We start from the raw sequence: 15,200 nt of genomic DNA, 5'->3' as shown, positions 1-15,200 counted from the left end.
GCGGCCGATGAGCCGGCTGATGGTCCTCGTCATGTTGATCCTGTTGGGCGCGTTAGGGTTTCAGGCCGCCCGCGGCCACGACCCAGGCTGGCTGCTGGTCACCTCGGCAATTCTGGCGGCAGTCCCGATGCTGCTGGCGCTCACGCACACAGTCCCCTCCGCGGTCCGCCTCGGACAGCGCACCGACGGTCCCCCCGAACAGTCCCGTCTCGCGCGCTCCATTTGTCGGGATCACCTCGTCTGCGCCGGCAGCATGCTCGCGTTCCTGGTCCTGTGGGCTGCGCACAGCGTGGCGATCTGATGGCTCTTAGTTGGGGCGCGACGGACCTGTCTGGCCACCCCGAGGGCGCGCGTACTAAACTAGAACACGTTTCAGTTCGGCGAGCGCCCCAGGAGTAGGCATGCACACCGCCATTTGCGATGAACTCGGCATCGAGTTTCCGATCTTCGCCTTCACCCACTGCCGCGATGTCGTCGTCGCGGTCAGTAAGGCCGGCGGTTTCGGCGTGCTGGGGGCCGTCGGTTTCACGCCTGAGCAGCTCGAGATCGAGCTCAACTGGATCGACGAGAACATCGGCGACCACCCCTACGGCGTCGACATCGTCATTCCGAACAAGTACGAGGGCATGGACTCCCAGCTGTCGGCCGAGGAGCTCGCCGACACGCTGCGCAAGATGGTGCCGCAGGAGCATCTGGATTTCGGAAAGAAGATCCTCGCCGATCACGGTGTCCCGATCGAGGACAGCGACGGCGACAGCCTGCAGCTTCTCGGGTGGACCGAGGCGACGGCCACACCCCAGGTCGAGGTGGCCCTCAAACACCCGAAGGTGAAGATGATCGCCAACGCGCTCGGCACCCCGCCGGCCGAAATGATCAAGCACATCCATGAATCCGGACTCAAGGTGGCCGCGTTGTGCGGCTCCCCCTCGCAGGCCCGCAAGCACGCCGACGCGGGCGTCGACATCATCATCGCCCAGGGCGGCGAGGCCGGCGGGCACTGCGGCGAGGTGGGCTCAATTGTGTTGTGGCCACAGGTCGTCAAGGAGGTCGCCCCGGTACCGGTGCTGGCCGCGGGTGGCATCGGCAGCGGCCAGCAGATCGCGGCGGCGCTGGCGCTGGGCGCTCAGGGCGCGTGGACCGGCTCGCAGTGGCTGATGGTCGAGGAGTCCTCGAACACCCCGGTTCAGCAGGCGGCATACGTCAAGGCCGGCAGCCGCGACACCGTCCGCAGCCGCTCGTTCACCGGCAAGCCGGCCCGGATGCTGCGCAACGACTGGACCGAAGCCTGGGAGCAGCCGGACAACCCGAAGCCCCTCGGCATGCCGTTGCAGTACATGGTGTCCGGCATGGCCGTGCGGGCCACGAACAGGTACCCCAACGAGTCCGTCGACGTCGCGTTCAATCCAGTCGGTCAGGTCGTCGGGCAGTTCACCAAGGTCGAGAAGAGCGCGACGGTCATCGAGCGCTGGGTGCAGGAGTACCTCGAGGCGACGACGCGGTTGGACGAACTCAACGACGCCGCTACCGTCTGAAGTGTCGGCTACTCGTCGACCTCGTCCTTGCCGGTGAACACCTCTTTGGTCCGTTCCACCGCATAGGTGCCGATGTCGATCGAGTGCTGGACGATCCCGCTGGCGCCGCCCGCGATGTCACCCCGAATGATGTCGCTGGCATGTTCTACGATGTCGGAGGCCTTTTCGACGGCGTTGGTCGCGATGTCCCTCGCCGCGTCGACCGCATCTTTGGGATTGAAGGCCATCGGAGTCTCCTATTCGTTGGCACGGCTTGATAAGGCTTGATAAGACTCTAGTAGTTCACCAGGCTGCGCCAGTATTCCTCGGGTATCTCCTTGCCGGATCGCAGCACCCGTGCCAGCCCGACGGCCATTGCGATTCCGAGCAGGCCAAGCCATAGCCCCGCCAGCGCGATGATCGCCCACAGCACTGCGGTGACCGCCGGCCACGGCGATAGCACGGCGAGCACGGGCGCGAAAAAGAAGCCCGTGCCGATGTACCACGCCGAGCCGGCGCGATCGGACGCGAGGACAAACCGCAACCAGCGCGGCACCGGGGCCACCGGAGATTTAGTTAGCTGGCCTTCGCGCATATCTCCGCGCATCCCTCCAGGATAGGCGGGGCCGCTACCCGGCTGGTGGGAAGAACCCTGCCCCGGTGAACCACCCCGGTTGCCACCCTTGGGCTCCCAGACACAGCATCGGCAGTCCGTCAGGGGTCTGCGCCGCTGTCTGCGGACCCGGGCACTTCGCGCCGTTCTGCTGGACTCCGTACAGAGGGTAGGAGATCACCCAGTACCCCGTAGTGGCCGCCGGGAACTGGTTCGGTGGCGGGAAATGACAGGCTTCGGCCTGGCCGCTGGGCCCACGCCCGAAGATGAAGCGCTCATAGTTGTCGCACGGCGCACCCAGCGAAGCTTGATAGTTCATGCCCGGCACGTCGCCGTCGTAATTGGCGGCCGCGCACGGCGCCAGGCCGATCGCGCCGCCCGTGATCGCCGCGGTGGCGAGTAGTTCGCGAATCATGTTCCACCCTCGGTGTCGTTTCACGCGGCCCCTACCGCCGGTGACCTGGACCAAAGCATAATCATTTGGGCCCGCGCCACAAAGATCGTTTCGCGTCGGGCGGCTCAGCACTACTCACCGCGGCCGGTAGGTGCAGATGAGAACGCCGGTCGCGGTCGCGGCCGTCGAAACCAGCTCGAGGGCGGAGGCCTCACCGAGCCCTCCGGGGCGCGCAGCTCGCGGATCGCGCCGATCGCGTCGTCGGCCGGTAACAGCGTCGAACCCGGCCAGGTGAGACCGTCTTGGCTGAGCGTGCGCGAGGCCACGTACTTCAGTATCTCGTTCATCCGATCGGCGACCCGTTCGCCGGCCGAAAAGCAGCGCCTCCGTCAAGGCCATGACGTCGGCGACGGCCGGTCCCATGGCGTCGGGCTCGAAAAACGGTATCGACCAGCCGCCGTGGGCGAAGCCGCCGTCGGAGTCTTCTTCGTGGCCGCCTGGGGCCTGGACTACCCCGTCGAGACTCATAAAGTGACTCAGGACGACGCGCATCATTCGTGCCCTTTCGGTTGTTCGGTGCTTGCAAGACATGTAGACCGGTCACATGGCCGTAACTAATCGACGCTGAACATGTTGCAATTCGGCTTCGCCGATCTTGCTCAAGCGCTTCCCAACCGTGGTGTGGCAATGGTTTATTTGCACTAGAACACAACTAGACGAATTCGTATCGAGGAGCGGCCCGCATGCCAACCCCCAATCTGCCTCCCGGGTTCGACTTCACCGACCCAGACATCCACGCCGAACGGTTGCCGGTGGAAGAACTGGCCGAACTGCGGAAGACCGCGCCGATCTGGTGGAACGAGCAGCCAATCGGGACGGGCGGGTTCAGCGACGGCGGCTTCTGGGTGGTGTCCAAGCACAAGGACGTGAAGGAAGTCTCGCTGCGCAGCGACGTCTTCTCCAGCCTGCAGAACACCGCACTGCCGCGCTACAAAGAGGGTACGGTCACCGAGCAGCTCGAGACGAGCAAGTTCGTGTTGCTCAACATGGACGCCCCGCAGCACACCCACCTGCGCAAGATCATCTCCCGCGGCTTTACGCCCCGAGCCGTCGAGCGGCTGCGCGACGACCTCAACGAGCGGGCCCGGCGCATTGTCGAAACCGCCGCCGCGCAAGGTTCCGGCGACTTCGTCGAGCAGGTGTCCTGCGAATTGCCGCTGCAAGCCATCGCCGGTCTGCTGGGTGTACCGCAGGAAGACCGCATGAAGCTGTTCCACTGGTCCAACCAGATGGTCGGCGACCAGGACCCGGAGTTCGCCACCAACGACTCCATGGCCGCCTCGGTCGACCTGGTCATGTACGCCATGCAGATGGCCGCCGACCGGGCCAAAAACCCCGGGCCGGACATCGTCACCAAGTTGATCGAGGCCGACGTCGACGGCCACAAGCTCTCCGAAGACGAGTTCGGCTTCTTCGTCATCTTGCTGGCGGTGGCCGGCAACGAGACCACCCGCAACTCCATCACCCAGGGCATGATGGCCTTCACCGACTTCCCCGACCAGTGGGAGCTGTACAAGCGGGAACGTCCGGTCACCACCGCTGACGAGATCGTCCGGTGGGCCACCCCAGTCACGTCGTTCCAGCGCACCGCGGTGGAGGACTACGAGCTCTCCGGCGCGCAGATCAAGAAGGGCCAGCGGGTGGTAATGGTCTACCGCTCAGCCAATTTCGACGAGGACGTGTTCGACGACCCGTTCGCCTTCAACATCCTGCGTAACCCCAACCCGCACGTGGGATTCGGCGGCACCGGCGCGCACTACTGTATCGGGGCCAACCTGGCGCGGATGACCATCGACCTGATGTTCAACGCGATCGCCGACGCCCTGCCCGATCTGGAATCGATCGGCAAGCCCGAGCGGCTGCGGTCGGGCTGGCTCAACGGCATCAAGCACTGGCAGGTCGACTACCACACCAACGGGGCAGCGAAATGCCCTGTCGCGCAATAAGATACAACAGGGAGAAATAGCGTGCCCACGCACAAAGCGGTCCACGTAAAATCCGCGGGCGCGCCGTTGGAGCTGGTCGAGGTCGAAACAACGCCACCGGCGCGCGGCGAGGCACGCATCAGCGTGCGCGCCTGCGGCATCTGCGGCACCGACGCCCACTTCGTCGCCGGCGGATTCCCCGGCATGTCATGGCCTTTGACTCCCGGGCATGAAATCGCCGGAACCATAGCCGAACTCGGTGAGGGTGTTGAGGGTTTCGCGGTCGGCGATCGTGTCGCGGTCGGCTGGTTCGGCGGGTGCTGCTACCACTGCGATCAGTGCCGGAAAGGCCAGTTCATTCACTGTGAGAACGGGAAAATCCCGAGCTACCAGTACCCCGGCGGATACGCGGAGTCGGTGACCGCGCCGGCCAGCGCTTTGGCCCGAATTCCCGCCGAGCTTTCCGACGCGGAAGCCGCGCCGATGGGCTGCGCCGGCGTCACCACCTACAACGCCCTGCGTCACACGAAGGCCCTGCCCGGCGACCGGGTCGCGATCCTCGGCGTCGGTGGGCTGGGTCACCTCGGTGTGCAGTTCGCCCGGGCGATGGGTTTCGAGACCATCGCGATCGCTCGCGGAACCGGCAAAGCCGATGACGCGCGAAAGCTGGGCGCTCACCACTACATCGACTCCACCGCCAGTGACCCGTCCGAAGCGCTCAAGGCTCTGGGCGGTGCGGCGGTCGTGCTCGCGACCGCGGGTAACTCGGGGGCCATGGCAGCCACGGTCGGTGGGATATCGCCCCAGGGTGAACTCGTCACCATCGGCGTCACGCCTGAACCGTTACCGATCAGTCCCATCCAGCTCATCACGCCAGGCGTCAGCATTGTGGGTCATCCGTCCGGGACCGCCAAAGATGTCGAAGACACAATGCATTTCGCGGTCCTGTCGGGCGTGCGGGCGTGGATCGAGGAGTTGCCGTTGTCGGAAGCTCCGGAGGGCTACGCGGCGTTGGAGCAGGGACGCGCGCACTACCGCACAGTGCTCACCATGTGAGCAGCGACAACAGCATGGTGTGGACGCTCGACGCTTCCGACGGCGAGTTGCAGCTTCGTACCGGTGTTACGGGCAGGGCCGCGCGCATGGGCCACCGGCTGACCATCGCAATGACGCGGTGGCAGGCCACGGTGAACTGGGAGGGCGGCGAACCCGTCACCGCGGAGCTCGTCGTCGACGTCGATTCGTTCGAGGTGCTGCGCGGCGAGGGCGGGGTCAAAGGATTGTCCGGACCGGAGAAGGTCATGGTGCGCTCGAACGCGTTGAAGTCGCTGAACGTCGGCCGCTTTCCCGAAATCCGCTTCACCGCCGCCGCTATCGACAAGACGGACGGCGGGTATCGCCTGAGCGGGATGCTGCAGATCCGGGGAAAGTCGCGAGAGCACGTAATCGATCTGCGCACAGACGATCTCGGCGACTCGTGGCGAATGTCTGCCGAATCCACGGTTCGCCAATCGGATTACGGCATCAAGCCCTTCTCGCTTCTGATGGGGTCGGTGCAGGTCGTCGACGAGGTGGCGGTGTCTTTTACCGCGGTCCGCTACGGCTGTGAGTCCGAATCCCCGTAGGCGCCGGGTATGTGCTCGAGCACCCTCGTCACCGCAGGTGGGTGACCGTTCGGGTCCGGTTGCGTCTCCGACGTCGCGTTCTGTTGTTCTATCGGTGCCGCGGGCTGCGCGCCCGGTGCGGCGGCGGGGCTGACGGGCGGCTGCACCTGCGACAGGGGTTGTACCGCCTCCCGGGGCGCAGGTGGCGGCGCGGCTTGCGGCGCGACAGCTGCTTCGACGGGTGGTGTCGACGTGTGCACCGGGTGTTTTGTCGTTCCGGAAGCGTTGTCGGGAGCCAACTGAAGGCCCACGGCCAGCGACAACGACGTGACGAAGGTGATCGCACCGGCGGCCAACGCGGTCACCGCGCCGGCGTAGGAGAACTGCCGCGGCCGGGTAGCGGGCTCGGGGGCGGGTTCGCCGGCCGTCGCGACCAGCAGCTGCTCGTCGGTGAACTCGGTGCTGGCCGCCGCCGCCAGCGCCGCGCCGCGTGCAACCGTTACCTGCGCCATGCTTTGCGCGAAAACCGGCACCGGCAAAGTCTTTTCGAGCTGCCATGACAAGGCGTTGATGTCGAGGTCCGAACCGACCACGAGTACCCCCGACGGGCGCCAACCGTCGCGGTCGAACATTCCACTCAGCCAGGAAGTCAGCCCGTCGAAACCGCCGCGCACATGCTTGACGGCGGTACGCGTCTCGCCGTCGTGGGCGTCGACCATGACGACGTTCGCCCACGCATGTTCGAGAATGCACACCGCGGTCTGCTCGTAGCCGATGACCGGCGCGATGGCTCGCGCAAGCGTCTCGACGGCTTCGAGGTGGCGAACGGGCACCAAGTTGTCCAAACCCGCGTCGGTTAGTGCCTCCAACAACAGCGCGGCCTCCGCGGACGCGTCGTCGTTCCAGGTCACTCCGACGACGCGCAGACGGTGATCGCTCGCGCCCGCCAGCGCCTCTACCCGCAGTACCTCGTCTGCCACCTGCTCCGCGGTGCTCACCGCGCGCACGCCGCGTCCGCCGCGCAGCTTCAACTCGTGATGGTCCAGGATCGTGCCGTCTGCGCCGTGTCCTTCAGCGAGGACCCACCCGACGGTGGTCGGCGTGACTGATACCCCTAGTACCGTGTCCAAAATTTGCACCTCAATCGGCCCCGGAACTCCGATGCCCCCAGCTACACCGCTGCGCACCATGAAGCCCGCTGGTGCGGTGATTCGTGAGAGCCGGAACGGACCGGGCTAGCGTGGTCTCTCGGCTTGCTTCGTGTGAGCCTACGCGGTCGGCGCAAGTTGGGGAGCCCCGATGCCGAAGACCAGCCGAAGACCCAGGTGACCCACAGCGATATACCCAGCGCGCAGTTGCGGCTCAGTTGTGTCCGAGGCGCGGCAACACGCCTAAACCCTCAAGCGGATTGCGCCGGGCGATACGGTTAGGCCAAAAACGGAAACGCCATTTGCTTTGTGACACTTTGTAGCTTTTGGCGGTGTGGTGCGGCCTTCTCGGATTCGGGTGCGCAGATCCGGCTGCTAGCTGGCGATTCTCGCGCCGTGAGGGGGCGCCAAGGTGCTGCGGGCAAGCCTTGTACCGCCGTCGGCGCCCTCGTATCACAGTTGCTGTATTCGTGGCGGTAACCGAGACAAAACCGAGATTGGTTCGCGTCCAGATCGACATTTGGCCTATTCGCACGGTAAATTCCTGCCGAGAGCACGGCTCGAGATACGCCAGACATATGACAAGGGGCAGGTATGACAGACGTGAGCGAGAAGGTCCGGGCCTGGGGGCGCCGGTTTTTGGTCGGTGCTGCGGCGGCTATCACCCTGCCGGGCCTGGTCGGTCTTGCCGGCGGAGCGCCGACCGTGGGAGCGTTCTCGCGGCCAGGTCTGCCCGTCGAATACCTGCAAGTGCCGTCGGCCGGAATGGGCCGCAACATCAAGGTCCAATTCCAGAGCGGCGGAAACGGCTCGCCCGCCGTGTACCTGCTGGACGGGCTTCGCGCGCAAGAGGACTACAACGGCTGGGACATCAACACCCCGGCTTTCGAGTGGTACTACCAGTCGGGCCTGTCGATCGTCATGCCGGTGGGTGGGCAGTCCAGCTTCTACGCCGACTGGTACCAACCGGCCTGCGGTAAGGCCGGCTGCTCCACGTACAAGTGGGAGACCTTCATCACCAGCGAGCTGCCGAACTACCTGTCGTCTCAACGGCAGGTCAAGCCCACCGGCAGCGCCGCCGTCGGCATCTCCATGTCCGGCTCGGCAGCATTGATCCTCGCTGCCTACCACCCCGCACAGTTCATCTACGCCGGCTCGCTGTCGGCCCTGATGGACCCCTCCCAGGGGATGGGGCCGACCCTGCTCGGCCTGGCAATGGGTGACGCCGGCGGTTACAAGCCCGACGCCATGTGGGGTCCGTCGAGCGACCCGGCGTGGCAGCGCAACGACCCGACCCTGCAGGTCGGCAAGCTCGTCGCCAACAACACCCGGCTGTGGATCTACTGCGGTAACGGCACCCCGTCGGAGTTGGGCGGCGCCAACATGCCCGCCGAGTTCCTGGAGAACTTCGTGCGCAGCAGCAACCTGAAGTTCCAGGACGCCTACAACGGCGCCGGTGGCCACAACGCGGTGTTCAACTTCAACGCCAACGGGACGCACAGCTGGGAGTACTGGGGTGCCCAGCTCAACGCGATGAAGGGCGACCTGCAGGGCGCCTTGGGCGCGCACGGTTAAGGCTTATCCGCCTTCCCTTTTCGAAGCCGCTACTGCGCTTGACAGCAACCCGTCAAGCGCAGTAGCGCGTTAAAGCCCCAAACGGCCCGTCAGCCGGTCCTCGGGAATTGATTGGTGATGTCGATCCACCCGGACGCGTCCTTGCGGTGATCGTTCGCGTCGCGACACTCACCGTAGGCGCGCAGGACTCCCAGGTCCGGGTCGTCGCCGTGCGGATAGATGATCGCGGTGACGGCGTCCTTGGAGACGGTCTTGCCGAAGGTGTGCTCGTTGGGCGGTAGGCCCTCCGTCCAGCCCCGGGTCTTCAGCGTGGCCGCGATTGTCTTGAAATAGGTATCGGGCCGAGCGCCTGCGGGCAGTGCGAAGGTCAGATAGATCGCACCTTGATAGGGAGGGTCGTTCTGGTTCTTACAAGACATCAACAGATAACCGGCCGAATTCGTCTGAAGTCCGGCAAGACTCACGATTTGTTTGACCGACTCGACCACCTGGGCCGCGGTCGCGTCGTCGCTGACCGGATTGGCGGGATGGTCCAGCTTTTCAGACGGCGACGGACGAAGCGCGCTCACTACCAGGAACGCCCCGCCCAGCAGCAGCGAAACCGCGAGAGCGGCAGCCATCAGCGCCCGAACCCGCGGCGCGCGCAACGCAGATGCGCCCTTAGAAGTACCCTCGAAACTAGCTATGTCAGCCAGGCTATCCCCGAAACGAGACACCCTCGCCTACGCCGAATCCCAGGCGCGCTGGCCGCGCTGGCTGTCCTGGTGGCCGCACCGCAGGCGAGGGCCGACAGCACGAGCCGGCTGACAGAGTTGGTCGACGCCGCCGCGGCGCGGTTGCAGGTGGCCGAACCGGTGGCGGCCTTCAAATGGCGGGCTCACGGCGCCATCGAGGACCCAGGCCGCGTCCAGCAAGAACTCGCCGCGCTGCGCGCCGACGCCAGCACGAAGCGCGTTGACGCGGATTATGTCGCGCGGGTCTTCGGGGACCAGATCAACGCCACCGAGGCCATCGAATACAGCCGCTTTGCGGATTGGAAGCTCAATCCGTCCGACGCGCCGGCCGCATCACCGGACCTCTCGGCGTCTCGGTCGACGATCGATGGCCTCAACCAGACGATGCTGACCCAGATCGCGCTCGACTGGGACTTGCTGCATTCGGCGGCGTGCGCGACCCAGCTCGACGCCGCGCGGGCCGAGGTCATCGGGGCCCGCCAGCTCGACGGCCTTTACCAACAAGCTCTCTCTTTGGCGACTCGGTGGTATTGCTCCTAAACGCATTTGCTTAATAACTCTTTAATTTGGCTTCTGACGTGCCGATTTAAATGCCATAAACTCCTTATTTCGCAATTTATTCGAATCAGTAACACTTCGGACACGCCTGGCGAAAAGCTTGACATGAAAAAACTCTGCAAGCCTCTTGTCGGGTCCGTCATGCTAGGCGGCTTCGTTGCAGCGTCGATGACAGTGTCCGATGGTGTGGCCAACGCCGCCCCCGCGGCCCCGAACTGGGACGCGATCGCGCAATGCGAGTCCGGCGGCAACTGGGCAGCCAACACCGGAAACGGCGAATACGGTGGGCTGCAATTCAAGCCGGCCACCTGGAACCAATATGGCGGGGTCGGCAACCCGGCCGCCGCATCCAAGGACCAACAAATCGCTGTGGCGAACCGGGTTTTCGCCGAGGATGGCCTGGACCCATGGCCGAAGTGCGGCTCAGCATCGGGTCTGCCGACCGCGTGGTATTCGCATCCGGCACAGGGCATCAAGCAGATCATCAACGGGCTGATTCAGGCGGCGGTCCCGCACCCGTAACTGATGGTCCGTGCGCCCTATGACCCAGCGCGAACCTGTGTTTGGATCGGGTCATGGAAGGTTCGGCGACGGTTCAGATGGCGGCGCCCGCGGACAAAATCTGGGATGTGATCGCAGACGTCCGCAACACACCGCGGTTTTCCCCGGAAGTGTTCGAGGCGGAGTGGTTGGGTGAGGCGACCGGGCCCGCGCTCGGCGCCAAATTCCGGGGTCACGTTCGGCGTAACGAGATCGGACCGGTGTACTGGACGACGTGCGAGGTGACCGCCTGCGAGCCGGGCCGCGAGTTCGGCTTTGCGGTGCTTCTCGGCGACAGAGCGGTCAATAACTGGCACTACAGATTGGCACCTGCGGGCGGCGGTACGGACGTTACCGAGTCATTTCGGATGACCCCGTCCGCGTTCAGCAGCGTGTATTTCTGGCTGTTCGGCGGCTGGCTGCGTAAACGCCGCAATATCCGCGACATGACCAAGACGCTGCAACGCATCAAGGCCGTGGTCGAGGAGTGAAGTCCGTCTTCATCACCGGCGCGGGGAGCGGAATGGGCCGCGAGGGCGCAAAGCTCTTTCATGCCAGGGGCTGGCGGGTCGGTGCGGTGGACCGCAACGATGCCGGCCTGGCCGAGCTGAGCCGCCAGCTCGGCACCGAGCGACTCTGGACCCGCGTCGTCGACGTTACTGACAAGGCGGCCCTGGACGGTGCGCTGGCTGATTTCTGCGCCGGCAATGCGGGCGGCGGGCTGGACATGATGTGGAACAACGCCGGCATCGGCCAATCCGGCTGGTTCGAAGACGTGCCGTACGAGGACGCCATGCGCGTCGTCGACGTCAACTACAAAGCCGTGCTGACCGGTGCCTACGGCGCACTGCCCTACCTGAAAAAGACTCCGGGCAGTCTGATGTTCTCGACGTCGTCGTCGGCGGGCACCTACGGCATGCCGCGGATCGCGGTCTACTCGTCGACCAAGCACGCGGTCAAGGGGTTGACCGAGGCACTCAGCGTGGAATGGCATCGACATGGTGTGCGGGTCGCCGACGTGCTTCCCGGTCTGATCGATACCGCGATCCTGACCTCGACGCCCAACCACTCCGACGATGCCCCGTCGACGATGTCCGCCGAGGAGATCCGCGCTACTGCGCCCAAGAAGGGCATGCTCCGGATGATGCCCGCGAGCAGCGTGGCCGAGGTGGCCTGGCAGGCCTACCAGCATCCGACCCGGTTGCACTGGTACGTGCCCAACAGCATTCGCTGGATCGATCGGCTCAAGGGCCGCAGCCCGGAGTTGGTGCGGGGCCGCATCGTCAAAGCGCTACCCGGGCTGTTGCCAAAAGAATCGAGGTGAACTGGTGCACAACCGGCTGGTCGCACGGGCCGCAGTTGCTTTGGTCCTCGTCGCCACCATCGCAGGGTGCGGGGCGGCCGAAACGATCCCCCGAAGAGCCGCCCGCCTGACCATCGACGGGAACACGCACACCACACGTCCTCCCGCGTGCAGCCAGGACCAGGCGTACCGGACCATCGACATTCTCGACCACGACGGCCGGGTGGAAGCGGTGGTGCTGCTCAGTGGCGAGAGGGTCATCCCTCAATGGGTGAAGATCCGCAACGTCGGCGGGTTCACCGGAAGCTTCTGGGAAGGCGGGGTGGGCGATGCGCACGTCGACCTGGCCCAAAACACCTACACCATCACCGGCAGCGCATACGGCATCGACAACAGCAATCCCAATAAGGTCGTGACGACAGACTTCAATATCACCGCCGAGTGCTGAGGCGCCTAGGCTCGGTGGAGGACGCGCTGCGACCGGCCAATCGATGGAGGAGCTGTGAAGCAGAGACTGCACTGGCTTGCGCTGCACGGGTTTATCCGTGGTGCCGCGAAAATCGGAGTCCGGCGGGGTGAACCGCCGGCCAGGCTGATCGCCGATCCGGAAGTGATCGCCGACCCGGTGCCGTTCTACGAGGAACTGCGGCCGCTTGGACCGCTGCTGAAAGGCCGCACCGCCTATCTGGCGGTCGGCCATGCGCTCGCCCATGACCTGTTGCGATCCGACGACTTTCGGGTGTTGATGTTCGGCGGTAACTTGCCAGCGCCGATGCGATGGTTGGAGAGCCGCTTCCGCGACGATCTTCTTCACCCGCTGCGTGCCCCGTCGTTGCTGGCCGTCGAGCCACCCGACCACACGCGTTACCGAAAGACGGTGTCGGCCGTGTTCACCTCCCGGGCGGTCGCCGCATTGCGTGACGGCGTCGAGCAGACGGCGGCGGGACTTTTGGACCAGCTCACCGACCAGTGCGGCGTCTCCGATGTGGTGGACATCGTGGGGCGGTATTGCTCGCAACTCCCGGTCGCGATCATCAGCGACATCTTGGGTGTGCCTGAGCGGGATCGGCGGCGAGTCTTGGAGTTCGGTGAGCTGGCGGCGCCGAGCCTGGACTTCGGATTGCCGTGGCGGCAGTACCGCAGCGTGCAGGAAGGGATCGCCGGGTTCAACTTCTGGCTCGCCGGCCATTTGGAGCAATTGCGGCGCAATCCGGGTGACGATTTGATGAGTCAGTTGATCCAGAAAGCCGAAAGTGGTTCTGCCGAAACGTATCTCAGCCAGCGCGAACTTCAGGCCATCGCCGGGCTGGTGTTGGCCGCCGGGTTCGAGACCACGGTGAACCTGTTGGGCAACGGAATTCGCATGTTGCTCGACACGCCCGAACACCTGGACACGCTGCGTCAACGTCCTGAGTTGTGGCCCAACGCCGTTGAGGAGATCCTGCGGCTGGAATCGCCGGTGCAGCTGACCGCGCGGCTGGCCCTCAATGACGTCGAGATAGCGGGCACACGGATCAACCGCGGCGAGATGGTGGTGGTCTATCTGGCCGCCGCTAACCGGGATCCCGAGGTATTCCCCGATCCGCACCGCTTCGACATCGAACGCCGCAATGCCGGCAAGCATCTCGCGTTCTCCGGTGGCCGGCATTTCTGCCTCGGGGCCGCCCTCGCCCGCGCCGAGGGCGAAGTGGGGCTGCGAACGTTCTTCGAGCGCTTCCCCGAGGTGCGGGCCGCGGGTGCGGGCAGCAGGCGCGAGACGCGGGTGCTGCGCGGATGGTCGACGCTGCCGGTGACATTGGGCCCGGCGCGGTCGATGGTTTCCCCCTAAGCGGGCGGGACACGACACACTTTTTGTCGACCTCCCAGCGACAACGCGCGGGCGTAGAAGTTCGATTCTGCGCTGGGGGCGAGGGGCACTCGGGCGGTTTCACCCTCACCGCAGAGTCAACGCTTCTGTCCCTCGGCGTGGTGGTCAATCGCTAGCCGGCGAGATAGCGGCCGAACCAGTCCAGCAGACGCTGCCATGCATCGGCCGCCGCCACGGCGTTGTAGCGCGGGCCGGTGTCGTTGAAAAACGCGTGGTCGGCGTTGGGTTCGACCACCAGGTCGTGGACCAGCCCGGCTCGGTCGAGGGCCGCCTTGGCCGCCGGCTCGGACCCGGTGACCCGGGTGTCCAGGGCGCCGTAGATACCCAGCACGGCGGCCTTGGATCCGGAGAAGTCGGGGTTGTCGGGCAACGGCCCGTAGAACGGGACCGCGGCCGACACGCCCAGTGCGCCGGAAGCCAGCAGTTGCCATACCAGACCGCCGCCGAAGCAGAAGCCGACCACGGCGACTTTCTGCCCCGGAGCGCGTAGCTTCAGTTGCGCGACAGCGGAATTCAGGTCGTGGACGAACTGTTCCGGTGCGATCGCGCCCAACGCCGCGGTGGCCTGAGCCGGGTCGGCGAACGCTCCGGTCCCACCCTGCTCGGACAGCAGGTCGATGGCCATGGCCGAGTACCCGGCCCCGGCCAGGCGGCCCGCCACTGATCGCACCCAGTCGTTCAGTCCCTTGTTCTCGTGGATGACCAGCACACCGCCCTTGGAGTTGGCCGCTTGGGACCACGCCGCTTGCAGCTGGCTCGTGGGCCCCTGCCAGGTGATCGGCTGGGTGGGCAGCGTGTTGGCAATTCCCGGCGGCTGCGGTGACCCAGGTGAGTTGGCGGTGCCGGGCGAGGTCGGCGAAGGGCTCGAAGCTTCCTCAGGCTCCTCGCTGCAGGACGCGATGAGCGCCGTCGCGGCCGCCGTCGTCAGCCCGAGCAGGCCAAGCCTTCTCATCGCTTCGCGGCGGGTGAGCAAACCGTCGACGTGATCGGTCGCGATCTCTTCGGCGAGGTAGCGCTGCAGTGGAGTCACTGAGGCGAGTATGCGCCCGAAACGTTGACACCGGTGCCGCGGCCGGGTGTTAATGGCGACCATGACAGAGGTTTCTACGAATGCGGTCGAGACCGCTGCGGTACTTGGGCTGTGGCAGGCGCTGTCGCGGCGGGATTGGGACGCGGTCACGACGTTCTTGTCGCCGGATTGCCTTTACGTCGACATGCCGGTACCCGCCCTGGCGGCACGCGGTCCCGACGACATCGTCAAACGGCTCAAGATGGGCCTCGCTCCGCTGGCCGGCTACGAGAATCACGACGGCGTGCTGATCTCCAACGGCTCCGACGTGATGTACGAGCACTCCGAGACATGGACGT

Annotated in this window: 18 protein-coding genes and 2 pseudogenes; 13 read left to right on the top strand and 7 right to left on the bottom strand. The window is 65.4% G+C overall.

Annotated features, from left to right (window positions below; translation table 11 throughout):
* Nucleotides 1-301: pseudogene (locus tag ACLP9N_RS04670) on the top strand (hypothetical protein); the annotation flags it as partial.
* 100 nt (nucleotides 302-401) lie between these two features.
* Nucleotides 402-1,532, top strand: a complete 1,131-nt coding sequence (locus ACLP9N_RS04665) for a nitronate monooxygenase (protein ID WP_442406292.1) — start codon at nucleotides 402-404, stop codon at nucleotides 1,530-1,532.
* A gap of 8 nt (nucleotides 1,533-1,540) precedes the next feature.
* Here the strand turns inward: ACLP9N_RS04665 and ACLP9N_RS04660 are convergent, their stop codons facing one another.
* From ACLP9N_RS04660 to ACLP9N_RS04645, 4 genes are all read right to left on the bottom strand, one after another.
* Entirely contained in the window at nucleotides 1,541-1,759 is a 219-nt protein-coding gene (locus ACLP9N_RS04660) for an Rv1893 family protein (RefSeq protein WP_442406291.1), read from the bottom strand.
* Nucleotides 1,760-1,806: 47 nt separating this feature from the next.
* Complete coding sequence (locus tag ACLP9N_RS04655; RefSeq protein ID WP_442406290.1) at nucleotides 1,807-2,106, bottom strand: hypothetical protein; 300 nt, start codon at nucleotides 2,104-2,106, stop codon at nucleotides 1,807-1,809.
* A gap of 34 nt (nucleotides 2,107-2,140) precedes the next feature.
* Nucleotides 2,141-2,539 carry a hypothetical protein gene (locus ACLP9N_RS04650; protein ID WP_442406288.1) on the bottom strand — a complete coding sequence of 133 codons (399 nt, stop codon included), beginning with the start codon at nucleotides 2,537-2,539 and terminating at the stop codon, nucleotides 2,141-2,143.
* Between the two features lie 114 nt (nucleotides 2,540-2,653).
* Nucleotides 2,654-3,070: a hypothetical protein gene (locus tag ACLP9N_RS04645; RefSeq protein WP_442406287.1), complete on the bottom strand. Its 417-nt coding sequence runs from the start codon at nucleotides 3,068-3,070 to the stop codon at nucleotides 2,654-2,656.
* A gap of 191 nt (nucleotides 3,071-3,261) precedes the next feature.
* On the opposite strand from ACLP9N_RS04645, the gene ACLP9N_RS04640 reads away from it, so the two are divergent.
* The 3 genes from ACLP9N_RS04640 to ACLP9N_RS04630 are packed head-to-tail and all read left to right on the top strand — an operon-like array spanning nucleotide 3,262 to nucleotide 6,128.
* Nucleotides 3,262-4,524: a cytochrome P450 gene (locus tag ACLP9N_RS04640; protein WP_442406286.1), complete on the top strand. Its 1,263-nt coding sequence runs from the start codon at nucleotides 3,262-3,264 to the stop codon at nucleotides 4,522-4,524.
* A gap of 21 nt (nucleotides 4,525-4,545) precedes the next feature.
* Nucleotides 4,546-5,559, top strand: a complete 1,014-nt coding sequence (locus ACLP9N_RS04635) for an alcohol dehydrogenase (RefSeq protein WP_442406285.1) — start codon at nucleotides 4,546-4,548, stop codon at nucleotides 5,557-5,559.
* The gene (locus ACLP9N_RS04630) at nucleotides 5,556-6,128 is read left to right on the top strand and encodes a YceI family protein (protein WP_442406284.1); all 573 of its coding nucleotides are present in this window, start codon (nucleotides 5,556-5,558) and stop codon (nucleotides 6,126-6,128) included. Before ACLP9N_RS04635 ends, ACLP9N_RS04630 begins: the two co-directional genes overlap by 4 nt.
* Here the strand turns inward: ACLP9N_RS04630 and ACLP9N_RS04625 are convergent.
* Nucleotides 6,101-7,237 (bottom strand): DUF7159 family protein, encoded by a 1,137-nt coding sequence (locus tag ACLP9N_RS04625; RefSeq protein WP_442406283.1) that lies wholly within the window; start codon nucleotides 7,235-7,237, stop codon nucleotides 6,101-6,103. The two genes, ACLP9N_RS04630 and ACLP9N_RS04625, sit on opposite strands and share 28 nt — an antisense overlap.
* Nucleotides 7,238-7,849: 612 nt before the next feature.
* Here ACLP9N_RS04625 and ag85B point away from each other — a divergent pair.
* Nucleotides 7,850-8,830, top strand: coding sequence for a diacylglycerol acyltransferase/mycolyltransferase Ag85B (gene ag85B / locus ACLP9N_RS04620; RefSeq protein ID WP_442406282.1), 981 nt, complete (start codon nucleotides 7,850-7,852; stop codon nucleotides 8,828-8,830).
* A gap of 89 nt (nucleotides 8,831-8,919) precedes the next feature.
* Here ag85B and ACLP9N_RS04615 read toward each other — a convergent pair whose 3' ends face one another.
* Nucleotides 8,920-9,450, bottom strand: a complete 531-nt coding sequence (locus ACLP9N_RS04615; protein ID WP_442406281.1) for a hypothetical protein — start codon at nucleotides 9,448-9,450, stop codon at nucleotides 8,920-8,922.
* Between the two features lie 111 nt (nucleotides 9,451-9,561).
* On the opposite strand from ACLP9N_RS04615, the gene ACLP9N_RS04610 reads away from it, so the two are divergent.
* The 6 genes from ACLP9N_RS04610 (at nucleotide 9,562) to ACLP9N_RS04585 (ending at nucleotide 13,793) form a co-directional block, all read left to right on the top strand.
* A complete protein-coding gene (locus tag ACLP9N_RS04610) occupies nucleotides 9,562-10,104 on the top strand; it encodes a chorismate mutase (protein WP_442406295.1) in 543 nt (180 codons plus the stop codon).
* A 123-nt stretch (nucleotides 10,105-10,227) separates the two neighbouring features.
* Nucleotides 10,228-10,644 carry a resuscitation-promoting factor RpfC gene (gene rpfC / locus ACLP9N_RS04605; protein WP_442406280.1) on the top strand — a complete coding sequence of 139 codons (417 nt, stop codon included), beginning with the start codon at nucleotides 10,228-10,230 and terminating at the stop codon, nucleotides 10,642-10,644.
* Nucleotides 10,645-10,679: 35 nt separating this feature from the next.
* The gene (locus ACLP9N_RS04600) at nucleotides 10,680-11,153 is read left to right on the top strand and encodes an SRPBCC family protein (RefSeq protein WP_442406294.1); all 474 of its coding nucleotides are present in this window, start codon (nucleotides 10,680-10,682) and stop codon (nucleotides 11,151-11,153) included.
* Nucleotides 11,150-11,986, top strand: coding sequence for an SDR family oxidoreductase (locus tag ACLP9N_RS04595; RefSeq protein ID WP_442406279.1), 837 nt, complete (start codon nucleotides 11,150-11,152; stop codon nucleotides 11,984-11,986). Before ACLP9N_RS04600 ends, ACLP9N_RS04595 begins: the two co-directional genes overlap by 4 nt.
* 4 nt (nucleotides 11,987-11,990) lie before the next feature.
* A complete protein-coding gene (locus tag ACLP9N_RS04590; RefSeq protein ID WP_442406278.1) occupies nucleotides 11,991-12,413 on the top strand; it encodes a lipoprotein LpqH in 423 nt (140 codons plus the stop codon).
* Nucleotides 12,414-12,467: 54 nt separating this feature from the next.
* Entirely contained in the window at nucleotides 12,468-13,793 is a 1,326-nt protein-coding gene (locus ACLP9N_RS04585) for a cytochrome P450 (protein WP_442406277.1), read from the top strand.
* A 151-nt stretch (nucleotides 13,794-13,944) separates the two neighbouring features.
* On the opposite strand, the gene ACLP9N_RS04580 is transcribed toward ACLP9N_RS04585, so the two are convergent.
* Nucleotides 13,945-14,862, bottom strand: coding sequence for a dienelactone hydrolase family protein (locus ACLP9N_RS04580; protein WP_442406276.1), 918 nt, complete (start codon nucleotides 14,860-14,862; stop codon nucleotides 13,945-13,947).
* Between the two features lie 61 nt (nucleotides 14,863-14,923).
* On the opposite strand from ACLP9N_RS04580, the pseudogene ACLP9N_RS04575 reads away from it, so the two are divergent.
* Nucleotides 14,924-15,200 (top strand): annotated as a pseudogene (locus tag ACLP9N_RS04575) (nuclear transport factor 2 family protein); the annotation flags it as partial.

The organism is Mycobacterium sp., assembly GCF_052144515.1.
Classification (GTDB): Bacteria; Actinomycetota; Actinomycetes; order Mycobacteriales; family Mycobacteriaceae; genus Mycobacterium.
The sequence above is the reverse complement of the archived record's forward strand: the minus strand, read 5'-3'. Positions and strand labels throughout refer to the sequence as shown.